Source organism: Paraburkholderia sp. EG287B, from assembly GCF_040965595.1.
In the GTDB taxonomy this organism is placed as follows: domain Bacteria; phylum Pseudomonadota; class Gammaproteobacteria; order Burkholderiales; family Burkholderiaceae; genus Paraburkholderia.
In genome coordinates, this window is record NZ_JBFRCG010000001.1 from 235,800 (window position 1) to 258,741 (window position 22,942).

A 22,942-nucleotide genomic window follows, 5' to 3' on the forward strand; every position below is an offset into this window, starting at 1 on the left:
AAATGCCGGGGGGCGCATCGCCACGTTACGCGTCGATCAGCTCGTCCAGCCTGAAGCGCGCAATGCGGTAAATCTGGTCGAGGCTCGCGCGCATTTCATCGGCGCGGCTGTTGTTCACGCGCGCCTCGAAGTTCGCGATGATGCCGTGGCGGTCATAGCCGCGCACCGCGAGAATGAATGGGAATCCGAACTTCTCGCGATACGCGCCGTTGAGCGCGAGCAGCTTGTCGAACTCTTCCTGCGTGCACTGGTTCAGACCCGCCCCGCTTTGCTCGCGCGTGGATTCGGCGGTCAGCTCGCCGCGCACGGCGGCCTTGCCCGCAAGCTCCGGGTGGGCGTTGATGAGCGCAAGCTGCTGCGCCTCTCCCGAGGTTTCCACGGCCTGCGACATGGTGCGATGCAGCGCGTCGATGCTCGCAAACGGGCGCTGCTGCGCGGCCGCGGCAGCGACCCAGGGCGAGTGCTCGAAGATGCCAGAAAGCGCCGCCACGAAGGCGTCGACCGAGGCTTGATTCAGCTGTTCGAGGGTGTAGTGCATTGCCTTCATGCGGCGGCCCCGCGGTGGTCGTTCTGCTGCGGTTGATAGGGATGATGCTCGCGCCAGTGGCGCGCGATGTCCACGCGGCGCGTGACCCACACGCGCTCGTGCTTTTCGATGTGATCGAGAAAGCGCTGCAGCGCGCGAAAACGCCCGGGGCGCCCGAGCAGCCGGCAGTGCATGCCGATCGAGAGCATCTTCGGCGCTTCGTCGCCTTCTTCGTAGAGCACGTCGAATGCGTCGCGCAAATAGGTGAAGAAGTGGTCCGCCGTGTTGAAGCCCTGCGGCGACGCGAAGCGCATGTCGTTCGTGTCGAGGGTGTAAGGCACGATCAGTTGCGGCAGCGACTTGCCGCCCGTGACCTCCACGTCCATCCAGAACGGCAGGTCGTCGCCGTAGTAATCGGAGTCGTAGAGGAAGCCGCCATACTCGGCCACGAGGCGATGCGTGTTCGGGCTGTCGCGTCCCGTGTACCAGCCGAGCGGGCGCACGCCCGTCACGCGCTCGATCGCTTCCATACCGAGCTTCATATGCTCGGCCTCTTTGGCGGGCGAGACGTCCTGGTAGTGAATCCAGCGATACCCGTGGCATGCGATCTCGTGGCCCAGCTCGACGAACGCACGCGCGACTTCGGGATGACGCTCGATCGCCATGCCCACACCGAACACGGTGAGCGGCAGGCCGCGCTTTTCGAATTCGCGCAGGATGCGCCACACGCCCGCGCGCGAGCCATATTCGTAAATCGACTCCATGCTCATATGGCGCGCGGGATACGCCGCGGCGCCCACGATTTCGGAGAGGAACTGCTCGGAGCCGGGGTCGCCGTGCAGCACGCAGTTTTCGCCGCCCTCTTCGTAGTTGAGCACGAACTGCACCGCGACGCGCGCCTGGCCGGGCCAGTTGGCCTGCACCGGATACCGGCCATAACCGATCAGATCGCGGGGATATTGGGGATCGAGTGGCATGCTGGTCGAATCAATCGAATAGAGAGAATGAAACGCAATATCCGCACAACGGCGAGGCACCGTGAAGCGGCCGCTGGCGCTGCTTTGCAGGGCCTCGCGGACGGTCCGCGCAACCTGCTTACAGGACCGGACCAGTGTAGCGAAATCACCTCTACGCGCCCATACGCACGCTCAGATAGTACGGGTCAAGCGAGGTGTATGTGGCCGCCCGATATGACGTGATCCGGGCGGCCATCTGCGCTTGCGCGCGCTGCGCGTTTACCCGTAGCGCAGCGGCCGCACGGGCGGCGGCGTTTCCGTGACCGGCGCGGGATTGGCCGGGCTGAAACGCGCGAATTCGCCGTCGTAACGCTTGGCGAGCGGCCGCGCGAAGTCGCCGCGCTTGGCGGTCGTGAGGCGCAACGCAACGAGCGCCTCCACCCACTTCACGGCTGCCGTCACGCCGTCGACCACCGGGACGCCGAGCGCGTCTTCCACCTGCGCGCACAGGCTCGTCATGCCCGCGCAACCGAGCACGATCGCGTCCGCGCCATCTTCTTCGAGCGCGCGGCCGCACTCGTCGACGATCGCGCGGCGCGCGGCCGATCCCGGTTCATCGAGTTCGAGCACGGCCACGTCGATCGCGCGCACGTTGCGGCAAAAACGCGTCATGCCGTAACGCTCGGCAAGGTGCCAGGCCATGGCGCGCGTGCGCGAGAGCGTCGTCACGACCGAGAAGCCCGGCGCGAGCACGCTCGCCGCATGCATCGCGGCTTCCGCGATGCCCACGACGGGCCCGCGCGCCAACTCGCGCGCCGCGTATAGGCCCGGGTCGCCAAAGCACGCGATGACGTAGCCGTCGAAGCCTTCGCGCTCGCCCGCCTCCACTTCGGCGAGCAGGCCAGGGGTGGCGAGCGCCTCGTCGTAATAGCCTTCGATCGACGGCGGGCCCATCGTCGGACTCACCGCCACCACCTCCGTGCCCGGCGCGATCACGGCGCGCGCGCACTGCTCCATCGCGGCGGTCATACGCTGCGTGGTGTTCGGATTGATCAGTTTGATGCGCATTTCGATTCCTTCGTCGATGCCTGGTTTTGCGCGCAGCTCATGCGTTTGCGCGAGCGCGTTCGCCCATCGTGAGCGCGCGGTAGAACAACGCGCTGAGCGCGGCGCCGATGAACCACGAGAAGTTCGCCGCGCCCCCGAGCGAAGGCACCATCACGCAGAGAATCGCGATCACCGCGGCGGGCAGCAAGGCCGACACCGCGCGCCAGTTCACGCCGTTGCGATACCAGTACGCCCCCTTCGGCGACACCGAGTAGAGATCGTCCACGGCAAGACGTCCGCGCTTCACGAGATAAAAGTCAACGATCAGGACACCGTACAAAGGCCCGATGAAGGCGCCGAGTATGTCGAGGGTGTAGTGAATCACAGCCGGGTTGTTGAAGAGGTTCCACGGCGTGATGAAGATCGAGGCCACGGCGGCGAGCATGCCACCCGCGCGCCAGCTGATGAGCCGCGGCGCGACGTTGGAAAAATCGAACGCGGGCGAAACGAAGTTCGCGACGATGTTGATGCCGATGGTCGCGATCGTGAACGTGAGCGCGCCGAGAATCACTGCGGTCGGATGATCGATGCGGCCGACCGTTTCGACGGGATCGGTAATCAGTTCTCCGAACACAGGCAGCGTTGCCGACGTCGTGATGACCGTGACGAGAGAGAAGGCGAGGAAGTTGACCGGCAACCCCCAGAAGTTGCCCTTGTGCACGCTCTTGAGCGACTTGCCATAGCGCGAGAAGTCGCCGAAATTGAGCATCGGCCCCGAGAAATACGACACCACGAGCGAGATCGCAGTGATCATCACGGGAATCACTTCGGTACCGTGATACTTCACGCCGCCGAGATTCAGGCCGATGTTGTGCCAGCCCGCGCGATACACCATGTAGCCCGCGAGCGCGAACATCACGACATAAACAGCGGGCCCCGCGAAGTCGATGAACTTCTTGATGGTCTCCATGCCGTTCCAGAACACGAACGCCTGCAGCACCCAGAGCGTCATGAAGCCGGCCCAGCCGACCGCGGAAAGCCCGAGCAAGCCGTGCCTGTGCACGTCGGCGTATGGCATGAGTTGCGGAACGAACTTGAGCACGACGATCACGAGCGCGCTCGAAGCGAGATAGGTCTGGATGCCGTACCACGCCACGGCGATGAGGCCGCGAATCACGGCAGGAATGTTGGCGCCGAGCACGCCGAAAGTGCCGCGACACGCCACCGGGTACGGCACCCCGTGACGCTGGCTCGGCCGCGCGATCAGGTTGCAGAGCACATTGACGATGGAGATGCCGACGATCAGCGCGACGAGCACTTGCCAGCTCGTGAGGCCGAGCGCGAAGAGGCTCCCCGCGAACACATAGCCGCCGACGCTATGCACGTCGGACATCCAGAACGCGAAGATGTTGTACGCGCCCCAGGTCTGCTCCTTGAGGGGAGCCAGGTCGTGGTTGTAGAGCCGCTCGCTGTAGCCGGCCGGCAAGCGCAGATTGTCTGCGGACTCGCTGCTTTCGCCAGATTCGAAGTTGGGCACTGCCGGACTGCCAGGTGACGCGCTGAACTGAGCCATGATCCGCTCCTTGGATGGATTTGCCGACGGAAAAAAGACGCCTGAACGCCTCGAAACGCGTGCGTACCGCCGCTGGACGCGGCCGCCGCGATATCCCCGAATGGTCTGGCCTTCGCGGGCACTACGCCGGTCGCCGCCTGCTGGCGCCCTGTAACGCTGTGCCTGTTCTTGCCGTACGCATGCGCTGCATGCGCCCCACTCCATCCTGTTCAGCCGCGGTGGCCACCGTTCGGAGTGGTCCGCCGCGCTTTACTGCAATCCGTTTCAGGGGCGCCTTAGCAGCGCATCAGCGTGCAAGCGAGGTCGCCTCGCGCGCGCTGAACACTTCCTGCAAGTCGACCGATGCGCCCGCCGGCCGGTCGAGCATCCTGAGTTCGACACCCTGCAAATGGCGCACCATCAGATCGACGGCTTCTTTCTCGTTTCCGGCCTCGAGCGCCGCGAGAATCGCCTCGTGATCGTCGAACGAACACGGACTGCGTCCCGGCGATTCGTAGAGCGCTGAAATCAGCGTCGAGCGCGCCACCAGCCCGCCCAGGCAATCGCACAGCACCGTATTACCGGTGAGCGTGGCGAGCGACGTATGGAACTCGCCCGAAAGCCGGATCCACGTCGGGAAGTCGCGCCCCTCGAAGGCCTTGCGCTCGCGCCGGATCGTCTCGCCGATGGTCTTCAGCCGACGGTTGCCGTGCTGCGCACTGCAAATGCGCCCCACTACGGCCAACTCGATGATCCGCCGCATCTCGAACACCTCGTGCACCTCCTGGAGCGATGGGCTTGCGACGAACGCGCCACGATTGGGCTCCAGATCCACGAGATGGTCCTTCGCGAGCAGCGCGAGCGCCTGGCGGATCGGGCCGCGCTTCACGCCGAATACTTCGCACAACTGTGCTTCAGTCAACTTCGCGCCGGGCGGCAGCCGGTGCTCGAGAATCGCTGCGCGGATTCGCGCGGCGATTGCCTCGGGCTTCATGCCGGTTGCTTCGGCGTCGATATCGGTCTTTCGCATGGCTCGGTTCTCTATGTTGGGTATCCTAGGTTGGACATAAATATTGTCAACAATTTTGTGGGCGAACCTGGGGAAGATCCCCACGTCCGCGCTGCCTGCCGCATGCCTCTTATCGGTGAAAGGTGCTTTATTTCGGGGAATTCAGCACCTGCATGGTGATTCACTGCCCCAATCCGGTCGGATTTTTTGTCAACAATTTAGGAAACAAGCGTTGGCGTGAACATGGTCTGGCGCCACGCGGAGTTGGCCGTTAGTTGCATAAGACTCCGTGAAAAAAGCGCCCGAAAGCGCTTCTGTGTCAGCAGGAAATCAACTCAGATGCGGATACCCGCTCACGATCAGCTCGAAACCATGTGCGGTGGTGGTCAGTTGCGCCGGCGCGCCCATCGGCAGCGTGACCATATCCGGAATATGGCCGAACGGCAGGCCCGTCACCACCGGAATGCCAACCAAGGCACGCACCTGCTCCACCATTTCGCGCAGATCGTAGCCGTTGTCGTAATCGAACTGCTTGTGGCCGGTGAAGTCGCCCAGCACCAGGGCTTGCTGCCGAGCAAGAATGCCGGTCAAGTGCAACTGATAAATCATGCGTTCGATGCGGAACGGCTGCTCGTTCACGTCTTCGACGAACAGGATGCCGCCCTCGACCGGCGGCAGATAAGGCGTGCCGATCAGCGAAGTCAGCACGGCCAGATTGCCGCCCCAGAGCGTGCCCGAAACACTCGTCGCCTGGGCCTGCGGCGCATTCACCTTGAGCGTGTAGTTCGGTTTCGAGAGCGCGTCCCAGAAGTGATGCATCGTGAAGCTGCTGAGACTCTCGGCGCCGAAATCGCTGCAGAGCATCGGGCCGCCGAACGTCGTGAGCCCGGCGCGTGCGAGCAGCGCGAGCTGGATGGCGGTGAAATCGCTATGCCCCACGAACGCGATGGGCTGATCTGTCAAACGCCGCTGCAGTCCGTCGTAATCGAGACCGTGCAGAATGCGCACCGCGCCGTAGCCGCCACGCACGGCGAGTACGATGTCCGGCAGGTCGCGCGACGGGTCGGCGAGGCGATTCAGTTCGGCCGCGCGCTGGCCATCCGTGCCGGCAAAGCGCTGATAGCGCCGCTCGGTCGCCTGCACGCCGTTGACGTGATGGCCTTGCGCCCGCAATCGGGCAAGCGCACGGTGCACCGCTTCCGCATCATGCGGATAACCGGACGGAGCAACCAGCTCGATGGTGCGATGAATGGTCATGTCGAATTCGATTCAACCGTGAGATTCAACCCGCGGATTCGTCCGGACCGGCTACGCCAGCCCCTCCCTGCGCCTGCTCAGCCTGCTCCCGAGCCTTGCGGCGCGCTTCCCGGCTCGCGCGGCGCCGGTCGGCGAAGAACGCGCGCAGCGCCTCGCCGCACTCATCCGCCAGCACGCCTCCGGACACGCTCGTGTGATGATTGAGCTGCTCGTTGGCGAAGGCGTCGACCACGCTGCCGCACGCGCCGGTTTTCGGGTCATGCGCACCGAACACCACACGTGCGATGCGCGCGTGCATGATCGCGCCGGCACACATCAGGCACGGTTCAAGGGTCACATAGAGTTCGCAGCCGGGCAAGCGGTAGTTACCCAGCGCGTGCGCGCCCGCGCGCAAGGCCGCCATTTCGGCGTGCGCGGAGGGATCGTGTGCGCCGATCGGGTGATTGAAGCCCGAGGCGATCACTTCGTCGCCACGCACGAGCACCGCGCCCACGGGCACTTCGCCGGCGGCGCGCGCCGCTTCGGCGGCGGCCTGCGCGAGGCGCATGAAATGCCGGTCGCGCTCGGAGACGGAATCGGGTTGGAGGTCGGAGTCAGGCGCGGCGGCGGACGCCGTCACGACCGGATCGGCGGGAACCGATCCGGCAGGCGAAGTAACCACCGGGTGCGCCTCTTCGCGTTCGCCGCCGGGGGCGTCTGGCTGGACGGGGGAGCCCGTCACGCCGCCCCCGCCGGGAGCCCCGGGAGGCCGGGCTCGCTGCCCGCTGCGCGTTCGGACAAACGCTCCGCGATGCGGCGGCGATATTCGTGCGGCACGACCATCGGTCCGCCGCGCAAGGATTCGAGCGCCATGTCGAGCGCCAGCATGCGCGCGCGCAGACGGCATTGCGCGGCCTTGTCGCCCACCGTGGCGAGCTCGTCCTCGAGGTCGCGCAAGGCCCGCAGCTGTTCGACTGCGGGCGGCACGAAGCCCGCGTTCTTCAGGATGCGGTGGGCTATGCGCACTTCTTCGGGCACGAGCAGGTCGTCGTCGAGCGTCTGCGCCGCACCGGCGCCGGGCAGGTCGTCGAAGTCACCGCGCGCGGCCGCGGCGGCAATCCGTTGTTCGACGAGGGCATCAAGCAATTTCATCAGCAATCCACTACGTTGCGGCTCACGCATTCTATCAGGGTAAGACCTGGAAGACCGTGCGCGGCCGGCATGTGTGCCATCTACCGCCTGCAGCTTGACAGACCGGCGGTTTGATGCGGATGAACTGACACTGGCGACGAAATCGGGAATCGCCTGATGGCAGGCGGCGTTGCCGGTGGATGCGGCATGCGGTTCTGGGGGCTGGACGCGAAAACGCCGCTGGCGTGTCCGGCTCATACCGGCACACCAGCGGCGCTGGAAACATCCAGGGGCACTCTGCCCCGCCCTTCCCTTAGTCCTTCATCACCTTGCCGACCGCGTCGACCACCACGCTCACGTTCTTCTCGTTCAGGCCTGCCACGCACATGCGGCCCGAGCGCAGGATGTACACGCCGAATTCCTCTTTCAGGCGCTCGACCTGCTTCTCGCTCAAGCCAGTGTACGTGAACATGCCGCGCTGCTTCACGTAGCGCGCGAGCGCCGCTTCGCTAGCATGCGAGCGCAGGCCGTCGTGAATCGCCACGCGCATGCGCGCAATGCGCTCGCACATCGCCGCCAGTTCCTGCTCCCACGACGCCTTCAGTTCCGGCGTGCCCAGCACGCGCGTGACGATCTTCGCGCCGTGCGTCGGCGGATTGCTGTAGTTCGCGCGCACCGAGCCCGTGAGCTGGCCGAGCACGCGGTCGGCTGCCGCCGCGTCTTCGCAGATCACGTGCAGCCCGCCGCAACGCTCGCCGTAGAGCGAGAAGTTCTTCGAGAACGAATTCGCCACGAGCGCCGGCACGCCGCGGCGCGCAAGTTCGCGCACCGCGAACGCGTCGTCCTCGAGGCCCGCGCCGAAGCCCTGATACGCCATATCGACGAACGGCAGCAGCTCGCGCTTTTGCAGCACGTCGATCACTTGCTCCCATTGCGCGCGATCCAGATCGACGCCCGTCGGGTTGTGGCAGCACGCGTGCAGCAGCACGACGCTCTTCGCCGGCAGCGCGTCGATGGCCGAGAGCATCGCCTCGAACTTCAGGCCGCCCGTCACCTCGTCGTAGTATGGGTACGTGTTCACCGTGAAACCCGCGCGCTCGAAGATGAAGCGATGGTTCTCCCACGTCGGATCGCTCACCCACACCTGGCTGGTCGCAAAGTAGCGCTTGATGAAATCGGCGCCCACCTTCAGCGCGCCCGAGCCGCCCAGCGTCTGCACGGTCGCGATGCGGCGGGCCGCCCGCGACGGGCAGTCGGCGCCGAACACCAGTGCCTGCACGGCGTCGCGATACTGCGCGAAGCCGGCCATCGGCAGATACGGCTTCGGACCCGGCTCTTCGAGGATTGCCGCCTCGGCCGCGTGAACGGCCTTCATGACGGGCAGACGGCCTTCGTCGTCGAAGTAGATGCCAATGCTCAGATTGACCTTGTTCTGACGCGGGTCCTTCTGGAAGTTCTCGTTGAGCGAGAGGATCGGGTCGCCGGGGTAGGCATCGATGTGTTCGAACATGCTGTTTAACTCTCTGGACGAAATTCGGGACGGTAATGGCGGGCAGCGGTTACGGTGCCGGCACGCCGCGTTGCAGCGCCGGCGCCGACTTGCGGCACCACAGGCGGTAGGCGAGCCCAAGCACGCCCAGCCAGACCGGAATCAGGTACACGGAAATGCGCAGATCCGGAATCAGATACATTACAACGAGAATGCCGCCGAGGAACGCGAGACACACGTAATTCGTCAGCGGATAGCCGAGGCTGCGGAACGTGGTCGTCTGCTCCACGCGTGCCTTCTCGCGGCGGAACTTCAGGTGAATCAGGCTGATCATCGCCCAGTTGATGATGAGCGCGGATACGACGAGCCCCATCAGCAGTTCGAACGCCTTGCCGGGCATGAAGTAGTTGATGATCACGCAGGCGGCCGTGACGAACGCCGACACACCGAGCGCCGCCAGCGGAATGCCGCGCCGGCTCACCTTGAGCAGCGCCTTCGGCGCATTGCCCTGCTGCGCGAGACCATAGAGCATGCGGCTGTTGCAGTACACGCCGCTGTTGTAGACCGAGAGCGCCGCGGTCAGCACGACGAGGTTCAGCACGTTGGCCACGAGATCGCTGTTCATCGCGTGGAAGATCAGCACGAAGGGGCTGCCGCCGGCCACGACCTTCTGCCACGGGTAGAGCGAGAGCAGCACGCCGAGCGCGCCGATGTAGAAAATCAGGATGCGGTAGATCACCTGGTTCGTCGCGCGCGGAATGCTGTGCGACGGATCATCGGCCTCTGCCGCGGTGATGCCGACCAGCTCCAGCCCGCCGAACGAGAACATCACGACCGCCATGGCCATGACGAGACCCGAGACGCCGTGCGGAAAGAAACCGCCGTTGCGCCAGAGGTTCGACACACTCGCTTCAGGACCCGCCGAGCCCGAGAACAGCAGCCAGCCGCCGAAGGCGATCATGCCGACGATCGCGAGCACCTTGATGATGGCGAACCAGAACTCGAGTTCGCCGTACGACTTGACGCTCGTGAGGTTGATGGCGTTGATCACGACGAAGAACACCAGCGCCGAGACCCATGTGGGCAGCGTCGGCCACCAGTAATGCATGTAGATGCCGACCGCCGAGAGCTCGGCCATGCTCACGAGGATGTAGAGCACCCAGTAGTTCCAGCCCGACAGAAAGCCCGCGAACGGGCCGAAATACTTGTCGGCGAAATAGCTGAACGAACCGGCGACGGGCTCGTCCACGACCATCTCGCCCAGTTGCCGCATGATGAAGAACGCAATGATGCCGGCGACGCCGTAGCCGAGCAGCACCGAAGGGCCGGCCGTCTGAATCGTCTGCGCAATGCCGAGGAACAGGCCCGTGCCGATCGCCCCGCCCAGCGCAATGAGCTGGATGTGGCGATTCTTGAGGCCGCGTTTTAGCTGGCCGCGATTTTCACGCGTGTCGTTTGAAACCATGTCTCGTCCTGTCTCCGACTTATCTGCGCGGGGCCGAAGCATCCGGGTAGGACGCCGGCTCCGCTCCACGAAATAAAATTGCGCGCACAACGTTCTGCATCGGCGCGCTGCCGGGCTTGGCGGTATTGGCCGCCAGCCCGATCGGGTGCGCCCAGTGTATAGTTGACGCGGAAAAATATGATTTCATCTCGTACGCAGGCAAACCCTGATTGATACAATTCCCTCTCGCCTCAAACCCATCTCACGCAAGATAAATGCAAAATCTCGCGCTCGATACGATCGACATGCGGCTTCTCGCCGCACTGCAGGAGCGCGGCCGCGCTTCGAACCTCGAACTCGCGGCCGCGATCAAGCTCTCCCCCGCGCAGACGCTCAGGCGTCACCGGCGGCTCGAGGAGCTCGGCGTGATCCGGCGCTACGAGACACGCCTCGACGCGCAGGCACTCGGCTTCGGCGTGGTCGCCTTCATTCAGGTAACGATGGAGCGCGGGCACATGCGCGAGCTCGTCAAGTTCAAGGAACTCGTCGCGACGTTGCCGCAGGTGCAGGAGTGCTACTCCGTGACTGGCGATATCGACTACGTTCTGAAGGTCGTGGCGCGCGATCTCAAGGCGCTTTCCGAGTTCCTGCTCGATACGCTGATGCGCGCGCCCGGCGTGAACAGCGTGCAGTCGATCGTCTGCCTCGATGAACTCAAGGGGACGAGCGCGATGCCGCTGGAAGCCTGAGACAAGCGCACCAGGTCCGTCTGGCGGGGTTTTTCGGCGAAAACGCAATTTTATCTCATCGGCGGCCCGCTGGCGGCGCCGCAGGACGGCTGATGAAATAGTCTTGCTAAAAGGCCCATCGTGCTCTAAAAAACAGGCTAGTTAGCATGTCTCCCGGCCACCCTGGACACTGCAACGGGCGGCCTCACAAGCGCGAGCGCGACAGTCCATGAGTCTTCTTGAACTCAGAGGCATTTCCAGGCATTTTGGCGCCATTCAGGCGCTGACCGACGTAACGTTGAGCCTGGAACCCGGCCAGGTGGTCGGACTCATGGGCGACAACGGGGCCGGAAAATCGACGCTGGTGAAGGTCATCGCCGGCAACTTCCCGCCTTCTCACGGCGAAGTCCTCATCGACGGCAAGCCCGTTCATTTCAGCCGCCCCGTGGATGCCCGCGCCAAGGGCATCGAGGTCGTCTATCAGGATCTCGCGCTCTGCGACAACCTCACGGCGGCGGCCAACGTCTTTCTCGGGCGCGAGCCGCGCATCGGCATATGGCCCTTTCGCGTGCTCGATCACGCGGCCATGTACCGGCGCGCCGCCGAATTGTTCAAGGAACTGAAGTCCGAAACGCGCCCGCGCGATCTCGTCCGGCAGATGTCGGGCGGCCAGCGCCAGGCCGTGGCGATTGCGCGCACGCGACTGTCCGAAGCGCGGCTCGTGCTCATGGACGAACCCACCGCCGCGATCAGCGTGCGCCAGGTGGTGCAGGTGCTCGACCTCATCAAACGCCTGTCCGAACACGGTATTGCCGTGATTCTTATCAGTCACCGCATGCCTGACGTTTTCGAAGTCGCCCACCGCGTGGTCGTCATGCGGCGCGGGCGCATGGTTGCGGACAAGCAGATCGAAGCCTCGTCGCCGGAGGAAGTCACCGGCCTGATCACCGGAGCCATCGCCGCCGCGTAAAGCGGCCCGCGCGACAGCGTTGCATGGGGCCGCACCAAGCGCTAAAGCGCTAAGTGCGTGCCGACTGCGTTGCATGGGGCCGCACTAAGCGCTAAAGCGCCAAGTGCGCGCCGACCGCTTTGCATGGGGCCGCACTAAGCGCTAAAGCGCCAAGTGCGCGCCGACCGCTTTGCATGGGGCCGCACTAAGCGCTAAAGCGCTAAGTGCGGCCGACAGGAGACCCGAAATTGAACGATGCGCCGCAAAGGCCGAACCCGATGCCAACACTGCTTGACGATCCCCAATCCGCGAAGACCCATACCCGCTGGAGCGGACTGCTCGCAAGCCAGGTGTTCTGGGTGGTGCTCGCGACGCTCGCGGCCTGCGTCCTGCTCTCGTTCGTCACCTCGACGTTCGCCACCCAGCAAAATCTATTCAACGTCACGCGCAACTTCGCCTTCGTCGCCATCGTCGCGCTGGGGATGATGGCCATCATCATCACGGGCGGGATCGACATTTCGGTCGGCTCGACGATTGGCCTGAGCGGCATCGTGCTCTCCGTCACGATGAACGCGGGCTACCCGATCTGGGCCGGCATCGGCCTCGGCCTGCTCACCGCGGGGGTAGTCGGCCTCGTGAACGGCCTGCTCATCGCGTATCTCAACATGCAGCCGTTCGTCGTGACGCTCGGCATGCTGAGCGTGGGCCGCAGCCTCGCGCTCGTGATCTCCGGGAGCCGGACCATCTTCGAATTCGGACCCGACGGGCACAAGCTCCTCGTGCTCGGTGGCGGAAAAACGCTCGGCGTGGCCAATCCCGTGTGGTTTCTGATCGTCCTCGGCCTGCTGTTCTGGTTCGCCTTCGCCTTCACGCGCTGGGGCCGCTATGTCTTCGCCGTCGGCGGCAACCGTCATGCGGCCAATCTCACGGGCGTGCCGGTTCGGCGCGTGATCTGCTCGGTCTATGTGCTGGGCGGCCTGATGGCAGGCGTCGCCGCCATTCTCGAGGTGGGCTGGCTCGGCGCGGTGACGACAGGCCTCGGCACCGGCGACGAACTACGCGTGATCGCCGCCACGGTGATCGGCGGCACCAATCTCGCGGGCGGCGTGGGCAGCGCGTTCGGCACGATCGTCGGCGCCGCGCTCATCGAAGTGATCCGCAACAGCCTGATCCTGCTCGGCGTCGATTCGTTCTGGCAGGGCACGGTCGTGGGCGGCTTCATCATCATCGCCGTGCTGTTCAACCGGCTCGGCGGCGAGCGGCAAGAAGACTGAACGGAATTCAGGGAGGCGCGGCCGGACTGCATGCGGAACCGCCGGCCGTCAGCCATCACAACAAGCGCGACGCGTCGCGCGAGGTTCCGCAGAAAGCCCAAGGCACGGGCGCGGGCTTTCCTTCCGATGACGAAAACTGTAAGAGACACGCGCGCCGCACACCCGGCGCCGAACAGGAGGAAACCATGAAGAATGCGTGGAAGTATCTCGCTGCGATCGGAGGGCTCGCCATGCTGGCCTCTTCCGCCTATGCAGCCGACAAGACCCTCGCGCTGGTCGTGAAGGGCCTCGACAATCCGTACTTCGACCTCATGCACCAGGGCTGCGACCGGGCCAACAAGGAGCTCAGCAAACAGGGCTACAACTGCTACTACACGGGCCCCGCGACGGCCGCGGACGAAAGCGCCGAAGTGCAGATCGTCGACGACCTGCTGACCAAGGGCGTCGCGGCGATTGCGATTTCGCCGTCGAACGCGCCGGCCATCGCCGAAGTGATCCGCCGCCGTAACGCGAAGATCCCGATCATCACCGCGGACGCCGACCTGCTGCCGAAGGACCAGTCGTTGCGCAAGGCGTATGTGGGCACCGACAACTACGAGCTGGGCGTGAAGCTCGGCGAGCAGCTGAAGACGCTGATGCCCAAGGGCGGCAACATCTGCCTCGTGATGGGCAACCCCGCGGCCGAGAACATCAACCAGCGCGCCCAGGGCACGCGCGACGTGCTCTCGGGCAAGAAAGGCATCAAGAAGCTGGCGGGCGAAAACAACTGGCATGAGATCAGCGCGTGCCCGCTCTACGTGAACGACGACGCCGCGAAAGCGAACCAGATGATGCAGGACACGCTCACCGCGAACGCCGGCACGCTGCAGGCGTTCGTGTTCGAGGGCGGCTGGCCGCTCTTCGCACCCGAGGCGTATTCGCAGGTCGTCGCGCCGATCATGGACAAGATCAGCAGCGGCCAGTTCGTGATCGTTTCAGCCGATACGCTCGGGCCGGAGCTGCAGGCCCTCAAGGACCACAAGGTCAATGCGCTGGTCGGGCAGCGACCCGAGGAAATGGGCTATCAGGCGGCGATGGTGATGCGCGACCTCGCCGAAGGCAAGACGGTGAAGCCGATCGTTCACACGGGCCTCGACGTTTGCACCTGGAAGAATGCGGATACGTGTCTGAAGCATTGAGTGCCGGAAGTAAAAAACCCGCGCCGGCACAACGTGCCGAACGCGGGTTTTTTGCATCGCCAGCAGGCTAGCGGGAAAGCATCATTCCCATTCGATCGTCGCGGGCGGCTTGCCCGAGATGTCGTACACCACACGGTTGATGCCGCGCACTTCATTGATGATGCGGTTCGACACGTGGCCCAGCAGTTCGTGCGGCAGGTGCGCCCAGTGCGCCGTCATGAAGTCGAGCGTCTGCACCGCGCGCAGCGCAACGACATACTCGTAGGTGCGGCCGTCGCCCATCACGCCCACGCTCTTCACCGGCAGGAACACGGCGAACGCCTGGCTCGTGAGCTCGTACCACGACTTGCCGGTTTCCTTGTCGATCGTGTTGCGCAGCGTCTCGATGAAGATCGCATCGGCACGGCGCAGCAGATCCGCGAAATCGCGCTTCACTTCGCCGAGAATGCGCACGCCGAGGCCCGGGCCCGGGAACGGATGGCGATAGACCATTTCATGCGGCAGGCCGAGCTTCACGCCCAGTTCGCGCACTTCGTCCTTGAAGAGTTCGCGCAGCGGTTCGAGCAGCTTGAGGTTGAGCGTCTCCGGCAGGCCGCCCACGTTGTGGTGGCTCTTGATCGTGTGCGCGGCCTTCTTGCCCTTGCCGGCCGACTCGATGACGTCCGGATAGATCGTGCCCTGCGCGAGCCATTTGGCGTCGGTGAGCTTGCCCGCTTCGGTCTGGAACACTTCGACGAACTCCGCGCCGATGATCTTGCGCTTCGCTTCCGGATCGGTCACGCCCGCGAGCTTCGACATGAACGCTTCGCTCGCGTCGACATGGATCACCTTCACGCCGAGGTTGTCTGCGAACATCGACATCACCTGCTCGGCTTCGTTCAGACGCAGCAGGCCGTGATCGACGAACACGCAGGTCAGCTGGTCGCCGATCGCACGATGCAGCAGCGCCGCCGCCACCGACGAATCCACGCCGCCCGAGAGGCCGAGAATCACGTGCTCGTTGCCCACCTGCTTGCGGATCGTCTCGACGGCTTCGTCGATGTAGTGGCCCATCTCCCAGTCGGCCTTCGCGCCGCAGATGCCAAGCACGAAGCGCTCGAGCATCGCGCGGCCCTGCACCGTGTGCGTGACTTCCGGGTGCCATTGCAGGCCGTAGAAGTGGCGCGCTTCGTCGGCCATGGCCGCGATCGGGCACGATTCCGTCGATGCCATCAGCTGGAAGCCCGCCGGCATCTCCGTGACCTTGTCGCCGTGGCTCATCCACACCTTGAGCATGCCGTGGCCTTCGCTCGTGCGGAAGTCCTCGATGCCTTCGAGGAAGCTCGTGTGGTTGCGCGCGCGCACTTCGGCGTAGCCGAATTCGCGCAGGTGGCCGCCGTCCACCTTGCCGCCGAGCTGCTCGGCCATCGTCTGCATGCCGTAGCAAATGCCGAGAACCGGCACGCCCAGTTCGAACACGGCTTGCGGCGCGCGCGGCGTGTCGGTGTCGGTGACCGAGTTCGGGCCGCCGGAGAGGATGATGCCCTTCGGCGCGAATTCGCGCACGAACGCGTCGTCCACATCGTACGGATGGATTTCCGAATAAACGTGGGCTTCGCGCACGCGGCGCGCGATGAGCTGGGTGACTTGCGAGCCGAAGTCGAGGATCAGGATTTTGTCGTGCATGGCTGCGGACGAGACCTAAAAAAGAACGGATACGGAAAGCCGCGCGACAGTTCAAACGCGCGCAGCGTGAATTCATCAGGACCGGAGCGCCGTGCTACGGCGGCACCGGGTGGCGCAAGTTCGGGTGTGCTTCGGGCGCACTGCGTCTGCTGTTTGGGAGGCCGGGTTTGCGCGCGGCCTCAGCCACGCAGCGGCGGCCTCGGTGCGTCGGCCGCTTCGTCGCGAGCCGTCTCGCGAGCCTGCGCCGGACTGGCGGGCGGCGGCGTAACCGGCGCTGGACGGGGCGTAACCGGCGGAACCGCTGCGGGCGTCACGGTCGGGACCTGCACAACGGGTTCGACCGGCGCTGCCGGCCGCTTTGCCGCTTGCGCACCGCCCCACGCCATCGTTCGCAGAAAGCCCGGCTTCGCGTACGACACCGGCTCTTCGCGACGTTCGGGCTGCGCCTTCTCCGCCTTGCGCTGCTGCGCGGAACTGCCGCTCGCCTGCCCTTTCTGGCGCTTGCGCACCGCGCCCGCGAGCCGGACGCCGCCCAAGCCGAGGACGATCAGCCACACCCCAACCGCACCCGCCACCAACTGGCCAAAACCCGTGAGCTGCGGCGAACGCAGCCCGATCAGCCAGACCAGCATCAGCACGCCGGCAATCCAGTTGACGTGCCCCACGGTGCGGCCCACAGGCAGTGTCATCTCCCCGTGGAAGGCCGCGCGCAGCGCAAGCCACGCGAAACCCAGCAGCACCACGCCGAACGCCTGCCCAACGAGCGCCGGCTGCGTTTGCACCAGTTGCAACGCGTTGTAGACGAGGGTCCAGGGCGTGAGAACGAACAGCACGCCGAACCCCAGCAACGTCAACGCATCGACAATCAGCAGCACGCGTAGCAGCGGCTTCATCGGGGCTTAGTCCACGTGATAGTTGGGCGCTTCCTTCGTGATCTGCACGTCGTGCACGTGCGACTCGTGCAGGCCGGCGCCGGTAATCTGCACGAACTCCGCCTTCGCATGCAGGTCTTCGATCGTACGGCAGCCGCAGTAGCCCATCGAGGCGCGCACGCCGCCGATCAGCTGGAACAGGATCGCGTTGATGGGACCCTTGTAGGCGACACGGCCTTCGATGCCTTCCGGCACGAGCTTGTCGATGTTCGCCGAGTTGTCCTGGAAGTAGCGGTCCGCGGCGCCGTCCTTCATCGCGCCGACCGAGCCCATGCCGCGATACGACTTGTACTGGCGGCCCTGGTACAGGAACACGTCGCCCGGCGACTCTTCGGTGCCCGCGAACATGCTGCCCATCATCACGGCGTTCGCGCCGGCGGCCAGCGCCTTCGAAACGTCGCCCGAGTAGCGCACGCCGCCGTCGGCGATGCACGGCACGCCCGTGCCCTTGAGCGCTTCCGAGACGTTGGAGATCGCGCTGATCTGCGGCACGCCCACGCCGGCCACGATACGCGTCGTGCAGATCGAGCCCGGGCCGATACCGACCTTCACGCCGTCCGCGCCGTATTCGACGAGCGCGCGCGCCGCGTCGGCCGTGGCGATGTTGCCGCCGATCACTTCGACGTGCGGGAAGTTCTTCTTGACCCAGCGAACGCGCTCGAGCACGCCCTTGCTGTGGCCGTGCGCCGTATCCACGACGATCACGTCCACGCCGGCTTGCACCAGCAGCTCGACGCGCTCTTCGTTGTCCGGACCGACGCCGACCGCCGCGCCCGCGCGCAGCTTGCCGTGCTCGTCCTTACAGGCGGCCGGGTGCTCGGTCTGCTTGGTGATGTCCTTGACGGTCATGAGGCCGCGCAGCTCGAACGAGTCGTTCACGACCAGCACGCGCTCGAGGCGGTGGCTGTGCATGAGCGCCTTGGCTTCGACGAGCGGCGTGCCTTCCTTGACGGTGACGAGGCGTTCGCGCGGCGTCATGATCGAGCGCACCGGCTCATCCAGACGCGTTTCGAAACGCAGGTCGCGGTTCGTGACGATGCCGACCAGTTGTGCGCCTTCGACGACCGGGAAGCCCGAAATGCCATGCTGCTGCGAGAGCGCGATGACGTCGGCGACCTTCATTTGCGGCGGAACCGTGATCGGATCGCGCACGACGCCCGACTCGAAGCGCTTCACCTTCGCGACCTCGCGCGCCTGCTCGGCCGGCGTGAGGTTCTTGTGAACGATTCCGACACCCCCCTGCTGCGCCATGGCGATTGCCAGACGGCCTTCCGTGACGGTATCCATAGCGGCCGACACGAGCGGAATGTTCAGGGAGATATTGCGGGTCAGCCGGGTCTTCAGGCTGGTGTCGCGCGGGAGAACGTCGGAAAAGGCGGGGACGAGGAGCACGTCATCGAACGTGAGTGCTTTCTGGATCAGACGCATGGCAAATCCTATAGGCGCAAAAGCAGATTATACGCGATAGCGCCCTGGAAATCATCAGCGCTAACAGTAGCTTAGCGCCGTTTTCGGGATTATTTCCACGCTCCGGCCCTGCCGGTGCGAACCGTGCGGGCGAGCCGCGCCTCCGACCCGAATATCGGCCGGCCGATGCAGGATTGAACAAGACGGGTGCGCACGCCTCCAGTTATGCTTCGGGCCGTCCTGTTAATACGGCCCGCCTGGGCCACCCGAAGTTTCTGGAGGCATTACAAATGCAGCGTGGTGTGTTGTACGGCGTGCTCGCCGGCGCATTGTGGGGAACGGTGTTCGTCGTGCCCCGGCAACTGGCGGAGTTCTCGCCACTGCTCCTGAGCGCGGGCCGCTACGCGATGTATGGACTCGTCTCGCTCGCCGCGCTTTTGCCCATGCTGCGCCGCGTCTGGCCGCGCATGACTCGTGCCGATCTCGTCGCGCTCGTGAAGCTCGCGCTGGTGGGCAACGTGCTCTATTACCTGTTTCTCGCGAGCGCCATCCATCTGGTGGGCATCGCGCCTGCCTCGCTGATCGTCGGCGTGCTGCCCGTCACGGTCACGCTGCTTGGCCGCCGCGACCATGGCGCCGTGCCCCTTTCACGTCTGGTCTGGCCGCTTGCGATGATCGCGGCCGGCATCGTCTGCATCAACGTGGACGTGTTCAGCGCAGCCAGCGAGGCAGGCGGCGCGAGCGTCCTCACGCGCATTGCGGGCATTGGTTGCGCCGTCGGCGCGCTCGTGTGCTGGACCTGGTTCGCGGTCGAGAACGCTCGCTATCTGCAGCGCAATGCGCACTTCAGCGGCAACGAATGGTCGGTGCTCTGGGGCGTGGTCACGGGCGCGCTCGGCGGCCTGCTCTGGCTCGGCATTCTCGTCGTGCCGTCGCACTGGGTGCAGGACACCGTGGCCGTCGGCCGCTGGACCACGTTCTGGCAGTTGAATCTGGTGCTCGCGATCGGCGCCTCGTGGCTCGGCAACGGCCTCTGGAACGCCGCCGCCAAGCGCTTGCCGCTCACGCTGTCTGGCCAGATGATCGTGTTCGAGACGCTGTTCGCCCTGCTCTACGGGTTTATCTACGATCACCGGCTGCCGCGCGGGCTGGAAATCGCGGCGATCGTGCTGCTGGTGGCGGGCGTGAGCTGGTCGGTGCGCCAGCATTCCGGCGGTCCGGAAGACACCGCGCACGGCGACGGCATCGTGCCGGACGGCGATCTGCCAGGCATCGGCAACGAAACCCGCCTCGCGCAACCCGACGTCGACGCCAAGCGAGCCGGCCGCACGACCACCGCCTGAGCGCGCCGGGCCGCAAAAAACCGAATGGGCGAGACAGCGCAAGCTGTCCCGCCCATTGCATTGGTGCGGCAAATCCTTGGCAACCTGGCTCGACGCTTACCGCGAATCCTTGGGCAGCCACTTGCGCCCTTCGATCGAGCCTTCCTTGCGGGTCTTGTCGACGCGGCGCTGGCGCGCCATCTTCGGGTCGACGATCAGCGGCCGGTAGATCTCCACGCGGTCGTGGTCGGCGAGCACGGTGTCGAGCGGCTTGAGCTTGCCGTACACGCCCACCTTGAGCTTCGCCAGATCGATCTCGGGGTGGCGCGCGAGAATGCCGCTCGCGTCGATGGCCTGCTGGACAGTCGCGCCCGCGGGCAGCTCGATGCTGATGAGCGTCTGCGTATCCGGCAGTGCATAGCAGACGTCGATGGAGAGATTCGCGCTCATGGCTTGCCGTAGCGCTGGTCGGCGCGCTTCACGAAGGAGTCGACGAAGGTGTTCGCGATGTGATGGAACACCGGCCCGATGAGCTTTTCGAGAATGATGTTTGAAAACTCGTAATGCAGCGCAAACTCGATCTTGCAGGCGTCGGCGCGCAGCGGCGTGAAACGCCAGTAGCCCGTGAACTTGCGGAACGGGCCATCGGCGAACTCCATGTCGATACGCTCGGGCCGCTTTTGCGAGTTGCGCGTGGCGAAGTGTTGCTTGATGCCCTTGAAGTTGATGTCGATCTTCGCCTCCATGCCGCTCTCGTCCTGACGGCGAATCTCGACGCCGCCGCACCACGGCAGGAAGTTGGGGTAGTCGGCGACGTCGGTGACGAGGTCGAACATTTGTTCCGCCGAATGGCGAATCAACACGGTTTTCTGGACATCCGCCATAAATTGCGCAATGCGTGGCTAGGGTGAAAGCGCCACGGGCTTTCGGAAGCCCGCTTTGCTAAAATCGTAATTTTAAACGAGTTGGGCCAATCCCATTTTCCTATGAGCATCATCGACAACAGAAAAGCGTTCTTCGATTACTTCATCGAAGAACGCCACGAGGCCGGGCTCGTGCTGGAAGGATGGGAAGTCAAGGCCATGCGCGCCGGGCGAGCCAACATCAAGGAAAGCTACGTCGTGATCAAGGACGGCGAACTCTACCTGATCGGCACGCACATCAGCCCGCTGCCCGAGGCCTCGACGCACATCCAGCCGGACCCCACGCGCACCCGCAAGCTGTTGCTCCATCGCGAGGAAATCGACAAGCTGATCGGCAAGGTCGAGCAGCGCGGCTTCACGCTCGTGCCGCTGAACTTTCACTACAAGGGCGGCCGCGTGAAGTGCGAAATCGGCCTCGCCAAGGGCAAGAAGCTGCATGACAAGCGCGAAACCGAGAAGAAGCGCGACTGGGAGCGCGAGAAGGCGCGCCTGATGCGCTCGCCCACCTGATTCTTCCGCAGCAGCAAGCGTTCAGATGGACAACGGGCCGCTCATGCGGCCCGTTGTCATTTGCAGCGGCCTGAGCGCTCATGCGCCCTTCGCCGCCCCGGCCCCGCTGATCTGCCCCTCGCGCAGGCCTGCCCGGTTCACGATCGTCAGCGCTGATGCGATCATCGAGCTTAAGTCGCCCATGTTGCCCGGCACGATCAGCGTATTGCCCTGCTTCGCCAGATTGGCGAAAGCATTCACGTACTGTTCGGCCACCTTGAGGTTGACGGCGTCCATCCCGCCCTGCGCCTGGATCGAATTGCCTATCTTCTGGATGGCCTGCGCGTTGGCCTCGGCCACTGCGAGAATGGCGGCCGCCTGACCCTGCGCCTGGTTGATCGCCGCCTGACGCTCGCCTTCCGACTTCTGGATCGCCGCCTCGCGCGCGCCGGCTGCCAGGTTGATCTGTTCCTGCTTGCGCCCTTCCGAGGCCGCGATGAGCGCGCGCTTTTCCCGCTCGGCGGTGATCTGCGCCTGCATGGCGTGGAGGATTTCCTTCGGCGGCGTGAGATCCTTGATTTCGTAGCGCAGCACCTTCACGCCCCAGTTCGACGCGGCTTCATCGAGCGCCGACACGACGCTATGGTTGATGAAGTCGCGTTCCTCGAAGGTCTTGTCGAGTTCGAGCTTGCCGATCACCGAGCGCAGCGTGGTCTGCGAAAGCTGCGTAATCGCGAACACGAAATTGCTCGAGCCGTACGACGCCTTCATCGGATCGGTCACCTGGAAGTACAGCACGCCATCGACCTGAAGCTGCGTGTTGTCGCGCGTGATGCAGACCTGGCTTGGCACGTCGAGCGGAATCTCCTTGAGCACGTGCTTGTAGGCCACGCGATCCACGAACGGCAACACGATCGTCAGCCCCGGCGTAAGCGTGGCGTGGTACCGCCCAAGCCGTTCGAGCACCCAGGCATGCTGTTGCGGCACGATCTTGATGGTCTGCGCGATCAGCACGACGACGATCACGAGCAGAATCAGGCCGACGACTGGGACTTGCATACGAGACCTCCGTTCGCTTCTGTGTGGTGTATTGGTGTGATTCTGGATTCGGTCCTTCACGCTTGGCGCGCGTCGTCGCGAGCGGCGCCGGGCGCATTGGCTTCGCGCCGCTCGCGCTTCGCCGCCACGACGAGGCAGCTGCCGCGCACCGCCTTGATTTCATAGAGCGGCGCGTCTTCGGGCTCGCCGGGCGCGAGTTCGACGTCCCATTCGGCGCCGCGATACATCGTGCGCGCGCGGCCGTCGCGCCATGCGGCGACGACAAGCGTCGCGCCAATATCGAGGTTCACGCCCGGATCGGTCGAGGCGTCGGTCTTGCGCCGGCGGCGGCCAAAACGCGAGCGCCGCAGCGTGACCACGGCCGCGAGGCCGACCGCCGCCGCGACGAGCAGCTGCACGTCGAGCGGCCAGCCAAGCTCATAGCTGAGCGCGCCGGCGAGAAAGCCGAGCGCGATCATCAACAAGTAGAAGGTGCCGGTCATCAGCTCGGCGACGATGAGCACGCCAGCGGCAATCCACCAGAACAAACCATGCGGACCCACGACGACCTCCCAAAGTAAAACACCCCGGATAGACCGGGGTGTTATAGCACGAAGCTGACACTTTTTTCCGCAGCGTGCAACGAC

23 protein-coding genes are annotated in these 22,942 nt (G+C 64.8%); 6 read left to right on the forward strand and 17 right to left on the reverse strand.

Going from position 1 to position 22,942, the window contains the following annotated elements:
* Positions 1 to 25: 25 nt before the first annotated feature.
* The 10 genes from uraD to AB4Y40_RS01090 all read right to left on the reverse strand — a co-directional run bounded on the left by uraD (position 26) and on the right by AB4Y40_RS01090 (position 10,411).
* Complete coding sequence (uraD, locus tag AB4Y40_RS01045) at positions 26 to 547, reverse strand: 2-oxo-4-hydroxy-4-carboxy-5-ureidoimidazoline decarboxylase (RefSeq protein ID WP_368686106.1); 522 nt, start codon at positions 545 to 547, stop codon at positions 26 to 28.
* Positions 544 to 1,503 (reverse strand): allantoinase PuuE, encoded by a 960-nt coding sequence (gene puuE / locus AB4Y40_RS01050; protein ID WP_368686107.1) that lies wholly within the window; start codon positions 1,501 to 1,503, stop codon positions 544 to 546. The genes uraD and puuE overlap by 4 nt, the downstream gene beginning before the upstream one ends.
* Before the next feature lie 258 nt (positions 1,504 to 1,761).
* Entirely contained in the window at positions 1,762 to 2,550 is a 789-nt protein-coding gene (locus tag AB4Y40_RS01055) for an aspartate/glutamate racemase family protein (protein ID WP_324146694.1), read from the reverse strand.
* A 37-nt stretch (positions 2,551 to 2,587) separates the two neighbouring features.
* On the reverse strand, positions 2,588 to 4,102 hold the full coding sequence (locus AB4Y40_RS01060; RefSeq protein ID WP_368686108.1) for an NCS1 family nucleobase:cation symporter-1: 1,515 nt from the start codon (positions 4,100 to 4,102) through the stop codon (positions 2,588 to 2,590).
* Positions 4,103 to 4,388: 286 nt separating this feature from the next.
* Positions 4,389 to 5,111, reverse strand: coding sequence for a GntR family transcriptional regulator (locus AB4Y40_RS01065; protein ID WP_368686109.1), 723 nt, complete (start codon positions 5,109 to 5,111; stop codon positions 4,389 to 4,391).
* 309 nt (positions 5,112 to 5,420) lie between these two features.
* A complete protein-coding gene (ldcA, locus tag AB4Y40_RS01070; protein ID WP_368686110.1) occupies positions 5,421 to 6,347 on the reverse strand; it encodes a muramoyltetrapeptide carboxypeptidase in 927 nt (308 codons plus the stop codon).
* 25 nt (positions 6,348 to 6,372) lie between these two features.
* Positions 6,373 to 6,966, reverse strand: coding sequence for a tRNA adenosine(34) deaminase TadA (gene tadA, locus AB4Y40_RS01075; RefSeq protein WP_368686340.1), 594 nt, complete (start codon positions 6,964 to 6,966; stop codon positions 6,373 to 6,375).
* Positions 6,967 to 7,064: 98 nt separating this feature from the next.
* Positions 7,065 to 7,478: a DnaJ family domain-containing protein gene (locus AB4Y40_RS01080; protein ID WP_368686111.1), complete on the reverse strand. Its 414-nt coding sequence runs from the start codon at positions 7,476 to 7,478 to the stop codon at positions 7,065 to 7,067.
* 292 nt (positions 7,479 to 7,770) lie between these two features.
* The gene (locus tag AB4Y40_RS01085; RefSeq protein WP_368686112.1) at positions 7,771 to 8,967 is read right to left on the reverse strand and encodes an amino acid aminotransferase; all 1,197 of its coding nucleotides are present in this window, start codon (positions 8,965 to 8,967) and stop codon (positions 7,771 to 7,773) included.
* Positions 8,968 to 9,016: 49 nt separating this feature from the next.
* Positions 9,017 to 10,411 carry an amino acid permease gene (locus AB4Y40_RS01090; RefSeq protein ID WP_368686113.1) on the reverse strand — a complete coding sequence of 465 codons (1,395 nt, stop codon included), beginning with the start codon at positions 10,409 to 10,411 and terminating at the stop codon, positions 9,017 to 9,019.
* A gap of 254 nt (positions 10,412 to 10,665) precedes the next feature.
* Here AB4Y40_RS01090 and AB4Y40_RS01095 point away from each other — a divergent pair, with 254 nt between their 5' ends.
* From AB4Y40_RS01095 to AB4Y40_RS01110, 4 genes are all read left to right on the forward strand, one after another.
* Complete coding sequence (locus AB4Y40_RS01095) at positions 10,666 to 11,139, forward strand: Lrp/AsnC family transcriptional regulator (protein ID WP_069265638.1); 474 nt, start codon at positions 10,666 to 10,668, stop codon at positions 11,137 to 11,139.
* A gap of 208 nt (positions 11,140 to 11,347) precedes the next feature.
* Complete coding sequence (locus AB4Y40_RS01100) at positions 11,348 to 12,088, forward strand: ATP-binding cassette domain-containing protein (RefSeq protein WP_368686114.1); 741 nt, start codon at positions 11,348 to 11,350, stop codon at positions 12,086 to 12,088.
* 257 nt (positions 12,089 to 12,345) lie between these two features.
* Positions 12,346 to 13,341, forward strand: coding sequence for an ABC transporter permease (locus AB4Y40_RS01105; protein WP_368686115.1), 996 nt, complete (start codon positions 12,346 to 12,348; stop codon positions 13,339 to 13,341).
* A 185-nt stretch (positions 13,342 to 13,526) separates the two neighbouring features.
* Positions 13,527 to 14,519, forward strand: coding sequence for a sugar-binding protein (locus AB4Y40_RS01110; protein ID WP_368686116.1), 993 nt, complete (start codon positions 13,527 to 13,529; stop codon positions 14,517 to 14,519).
* Positions 14,520 to 14,600: 81 nt separating this feature from the next.
* Here AB4Y40_RS01110 and guaA read toward each other — a convergent pair whose 3' ends face one another.
* From guaA to guaB, 3 genes are all read right to left on the reverse strand, one after another.
* Positions 14,601 to 16,184 (reverse strand): glutamine-hydrolyzing GMP synthase, encoded by a 1,584-nt coding sequence (gene guaA / locus AB4Y40_RS01115; protein WP_133181242.1) that lies wholly within the window; start codon positions 16,182 to 16,184, stop codon positions 14,601 to 14,603.
* A 179-nt stretch (positions 16,185 to 16,363) separates the two neighbouring features.
* Positions 16,364 to 17,077, reverse strand: coding sequence for a hypothetical protein (locus AB4Y40_RS01120; protein ID WP_368686117.1), 714 nt, complete (start codon positions 17,075 to 17,077; stop codon positions 16,364 to 16,366).
* Between the two features lie 6 nt (positions 17,078 to 17,083).
* Positions 17,084 to 18,544 carry an IMP dehydrogenase gene (guaB, locus tag AB4Y40_RS01125; RefSeq protein ID WP_368686118.1) on the reverse strand — a complete coding sequence of 487 codons (1,461 nt, stop codon included), beginning with the start codon at positions 18,542 to 18,544 and terminating at the stop codon, positions 17,084 to 17,086.
* Positions 18,545 to 18,813: 269 nt separating this feature from the next.
* Between guaB and AB4Y40_RS01130 the strand changes: the two genes are divergently transcribed.
* Positions 18,814 to 19,866, forward strand: a complete 1,053-nt coding sequence (locus tag AB4Y40_RS01130; RefSeq protein ID WP_368686119.1) for a DMT family transporter — start codon at positions 18,814 to 18,816, stop codon at positions 19,864 to 19,866.
* Between the two features lie 96 nt (positions 19,867 to 19,962).
* Here AB4Y40_RS01130 and AB4Y40_RS01135 read toward each other — a convergent pair whose 3' ends face one another.
* Complete coding sequence (locus AB4Y40_RS01135) at positions 19,963 to 20,295, reverse strand: RnfH family protein (protein ID WP_368686120.1); 333 nt, start codon at positions 20,293 to 20,295, stop codon at positions 19,963 to 19,965.
* Positions 20,292 to 20,729, reverse strand: a complete 438-nt coding sequence (locus AB4Y40_RS01140; protein WP_042265786.1) for a type II toxin-antitoxin system RatA family toxin — start codon at positions 20,727 to 20,729, stop codon at positions 20,292 to 20,294. The genes AB4Y40_RS01135 and AB4Y40_RS01140 overlap by 4 nt, the downstream gene beginning before the upstream one ends.
* Positions 20,730 to 20,831: 102 nt before the next feature.
* Between AB4Y40_RS01140 and smpB the strand changes: the two genes are divergently transcribed.
* A complete protein-coding gene (gene smpB, locus AB4Y40_RS01145) occupies positions 20,832 to 21,278 on the forward strand; it encodes an SsrA-binding protein SmpB (protein WP_069265630.1) in 447 nt (148 codons plus the stop codon).
* A gap of 78 nt (positions 21,279 to 21,356) precedes the next feature.
* Here smpB and AB4Y40_RS01150 read toward each other — a convergent pair whose 3' ends face one another.
* Together AB4Y40_RS01150 and AB4Y40_RS01155 are read right to left on the reverse strand one after the other, a co-directional pair.
* Entirely contained in the window at positions 21,357 to 22,316 is a 960-nt protein-coding gene (locus tag AB4Y40_RS01150) for an SPFH domain-containing protein (RefSeq protein WP_069265629.1), read from the reverse strand.
* Between the two features lie 56 nt (positions 22,317 to 22,372).
* Complete coding sequence (locus AB4Y40_RS01155) at positions 22,373 to 22,858, reverse strand: NfeD family protein (RefSeq protein ID WP_368686121.1); 486 nt, start codon at positions 22,856 to 22,858, stop codon at positions 22,373 to 22,375.
* Positions 22,859 to 22,942 lie beyond the last annotated feature (84 nt).

Excerpts from the sequence above, each read along its gene's own strand:
- AB4Y40_RS01135 (WP_368686120.1), bottom strand. The coding sequence starts at position 20,295 with ATGAGCGCGAATCTCTCCATCGACGTCTGCTATGCACTGCCGGATACG.
- AB4Y40_RS01105 (WP_368686115.1), top strand. The coding sequence starts at position 12,346 with ATGCCAACACTGCTTGACGATCCCCAATCCGCGAAGACCCATACCCGC.
- AB4Y40_RS01065 (WP_368686109.1), bottom strand. The coding sequence starts at position 5,111 with ATGCGAAAGACCGATATCGACGCCGAAGCAACCGGCATGAAGCCCGAG.
- AB4Y40_RS01120 (WP_368686117.1), bottom strand. The coding sequence starts at position 17,077 with ATGAAGCCGCTGCTACGCGTGCTGCTGATTGTCGATGCGTTGACGTTG.
- AB4Y40_RS01060 (WP_368686108.1), bottom strand. The coding sequence starts at position 4,102 with ATGGCTCAGTTCAGCGCGTCACCTGGCAGTCCGGCAGTGCCCAACTTC.
- smpB (WP_069265630.1), top strand. The coding sequence starts at position 20,832 with ATGAGCATCATCGACAACAGAAAAGCGTTCTTCGATTACTTCATCGAA.
- AB4Y40_RS01130 (WP_368686119.1), top strand. The coding sequence starts at position 18,814 with ATGCAGCGTGGTGTGTTGTACGGCGTGCTCGCCGGCGCATTGTGGGGA.
- AB4Y40_RS01095 (WP_069265638.1), top strand. The coding sequence starts at position 10,666 with ATGCAAAATCTCGCGCTCGATACGATCGACATGCGGCTTCTCGCCGCA.
- puuE (WP_368686107.1), bottom strand. The coding sequence starts at position 1,503 with ATGCCACTCGATCCCCAATATCCCCGCGATCTGATCGGTTATGGCCGG.
- guaA (WP_133181242.1), bottom strand. The coding sequence starts at position 16,184 with ATGCACGACAAAATCCTGATCCTCGACTTCGGCTCGCAAGTCACCCAG.
- AB4Y40_RS01090 (WP_368686113.1), bottom strand. The coding sequence starts at position 10,411 with ATGGTTTCAAACGACACGCGTGAAAATCGCGGCCAGCTAAAACGCGGC.
- AB4Y40_RS01150 (WP_069265629.1), bottom strand. The coding sequence starts at position 22,316 with ATGCAAGTCCCAGTCGTCGGCCTGATTCTGCTCGTGATCGTCGTCGTG.
- uraD (WP_368686106.1), bottom strand. The coding sequence starts at position 547 with ATGAAGGCAATGCACTACACCCTCGAACAGCTGAATCAAGCCTCGGTC.
- AB4Y40_RS01080 (WP_368686111.1), bottom strand. The coding sequence starts at position 7,478 with ATGAAATTGCTTGATGCCCTCGTCGAACAACGGATTGCCGCCGCGGCC.
- ldcA (WP_368686110.1), bottom strand. The coding sequence starts at position 6,347 with ATGACCATTCATCGCACCATCGAGCTGGTTGCTCCGTCCGGTTATCCG.
- AB4Y40_RS01055 (WP_324146694.1), bottom strand. The coding sequence starts at position 2,550 with ATGCGCATCAAACTGATCAATCCGAACACCACGCAGCGTATGACCGCC.
- guaB (WP_368686118.1), bottom strand. The coding sequence starts at position 18,544 with ATGCGTCTGATCCAGAAAGCACTCACGTTCGATGACGTGCTCCTCGTC.
- AB4Y40_RS01110 (WP_368686116.1), top strand. The coding sequence starts at position 13,527 with ATGAAGAATGCGTGGAAGTATCTCGCTGCGATCGGAGGGCTCGCCATG.
- AB4Y40_RS01140 (WP_042265786.1), bottom strand. The coding sequence starts at position 20,729 with ATGGCGGATGTCCAGAAAACCGTGTTGATTCGCCATTCGGCGGAACAA.
- AB4Y40_RS01085 (WP_368686112.1), bottom strand. The coding sequence starts at position 8,967 with ATGTTCGAACACATCGATGCCTACCCCGGCGACCCGATCCTCTCGCTC.
- AB4Y40_RS01100 (WP_368686114.1), top strand. The coding sequence starts at position 11,348 with ATGAGTCTTCTTGAACTCAGAGGCATTTCCAGGCATTTTGGCGCCATT.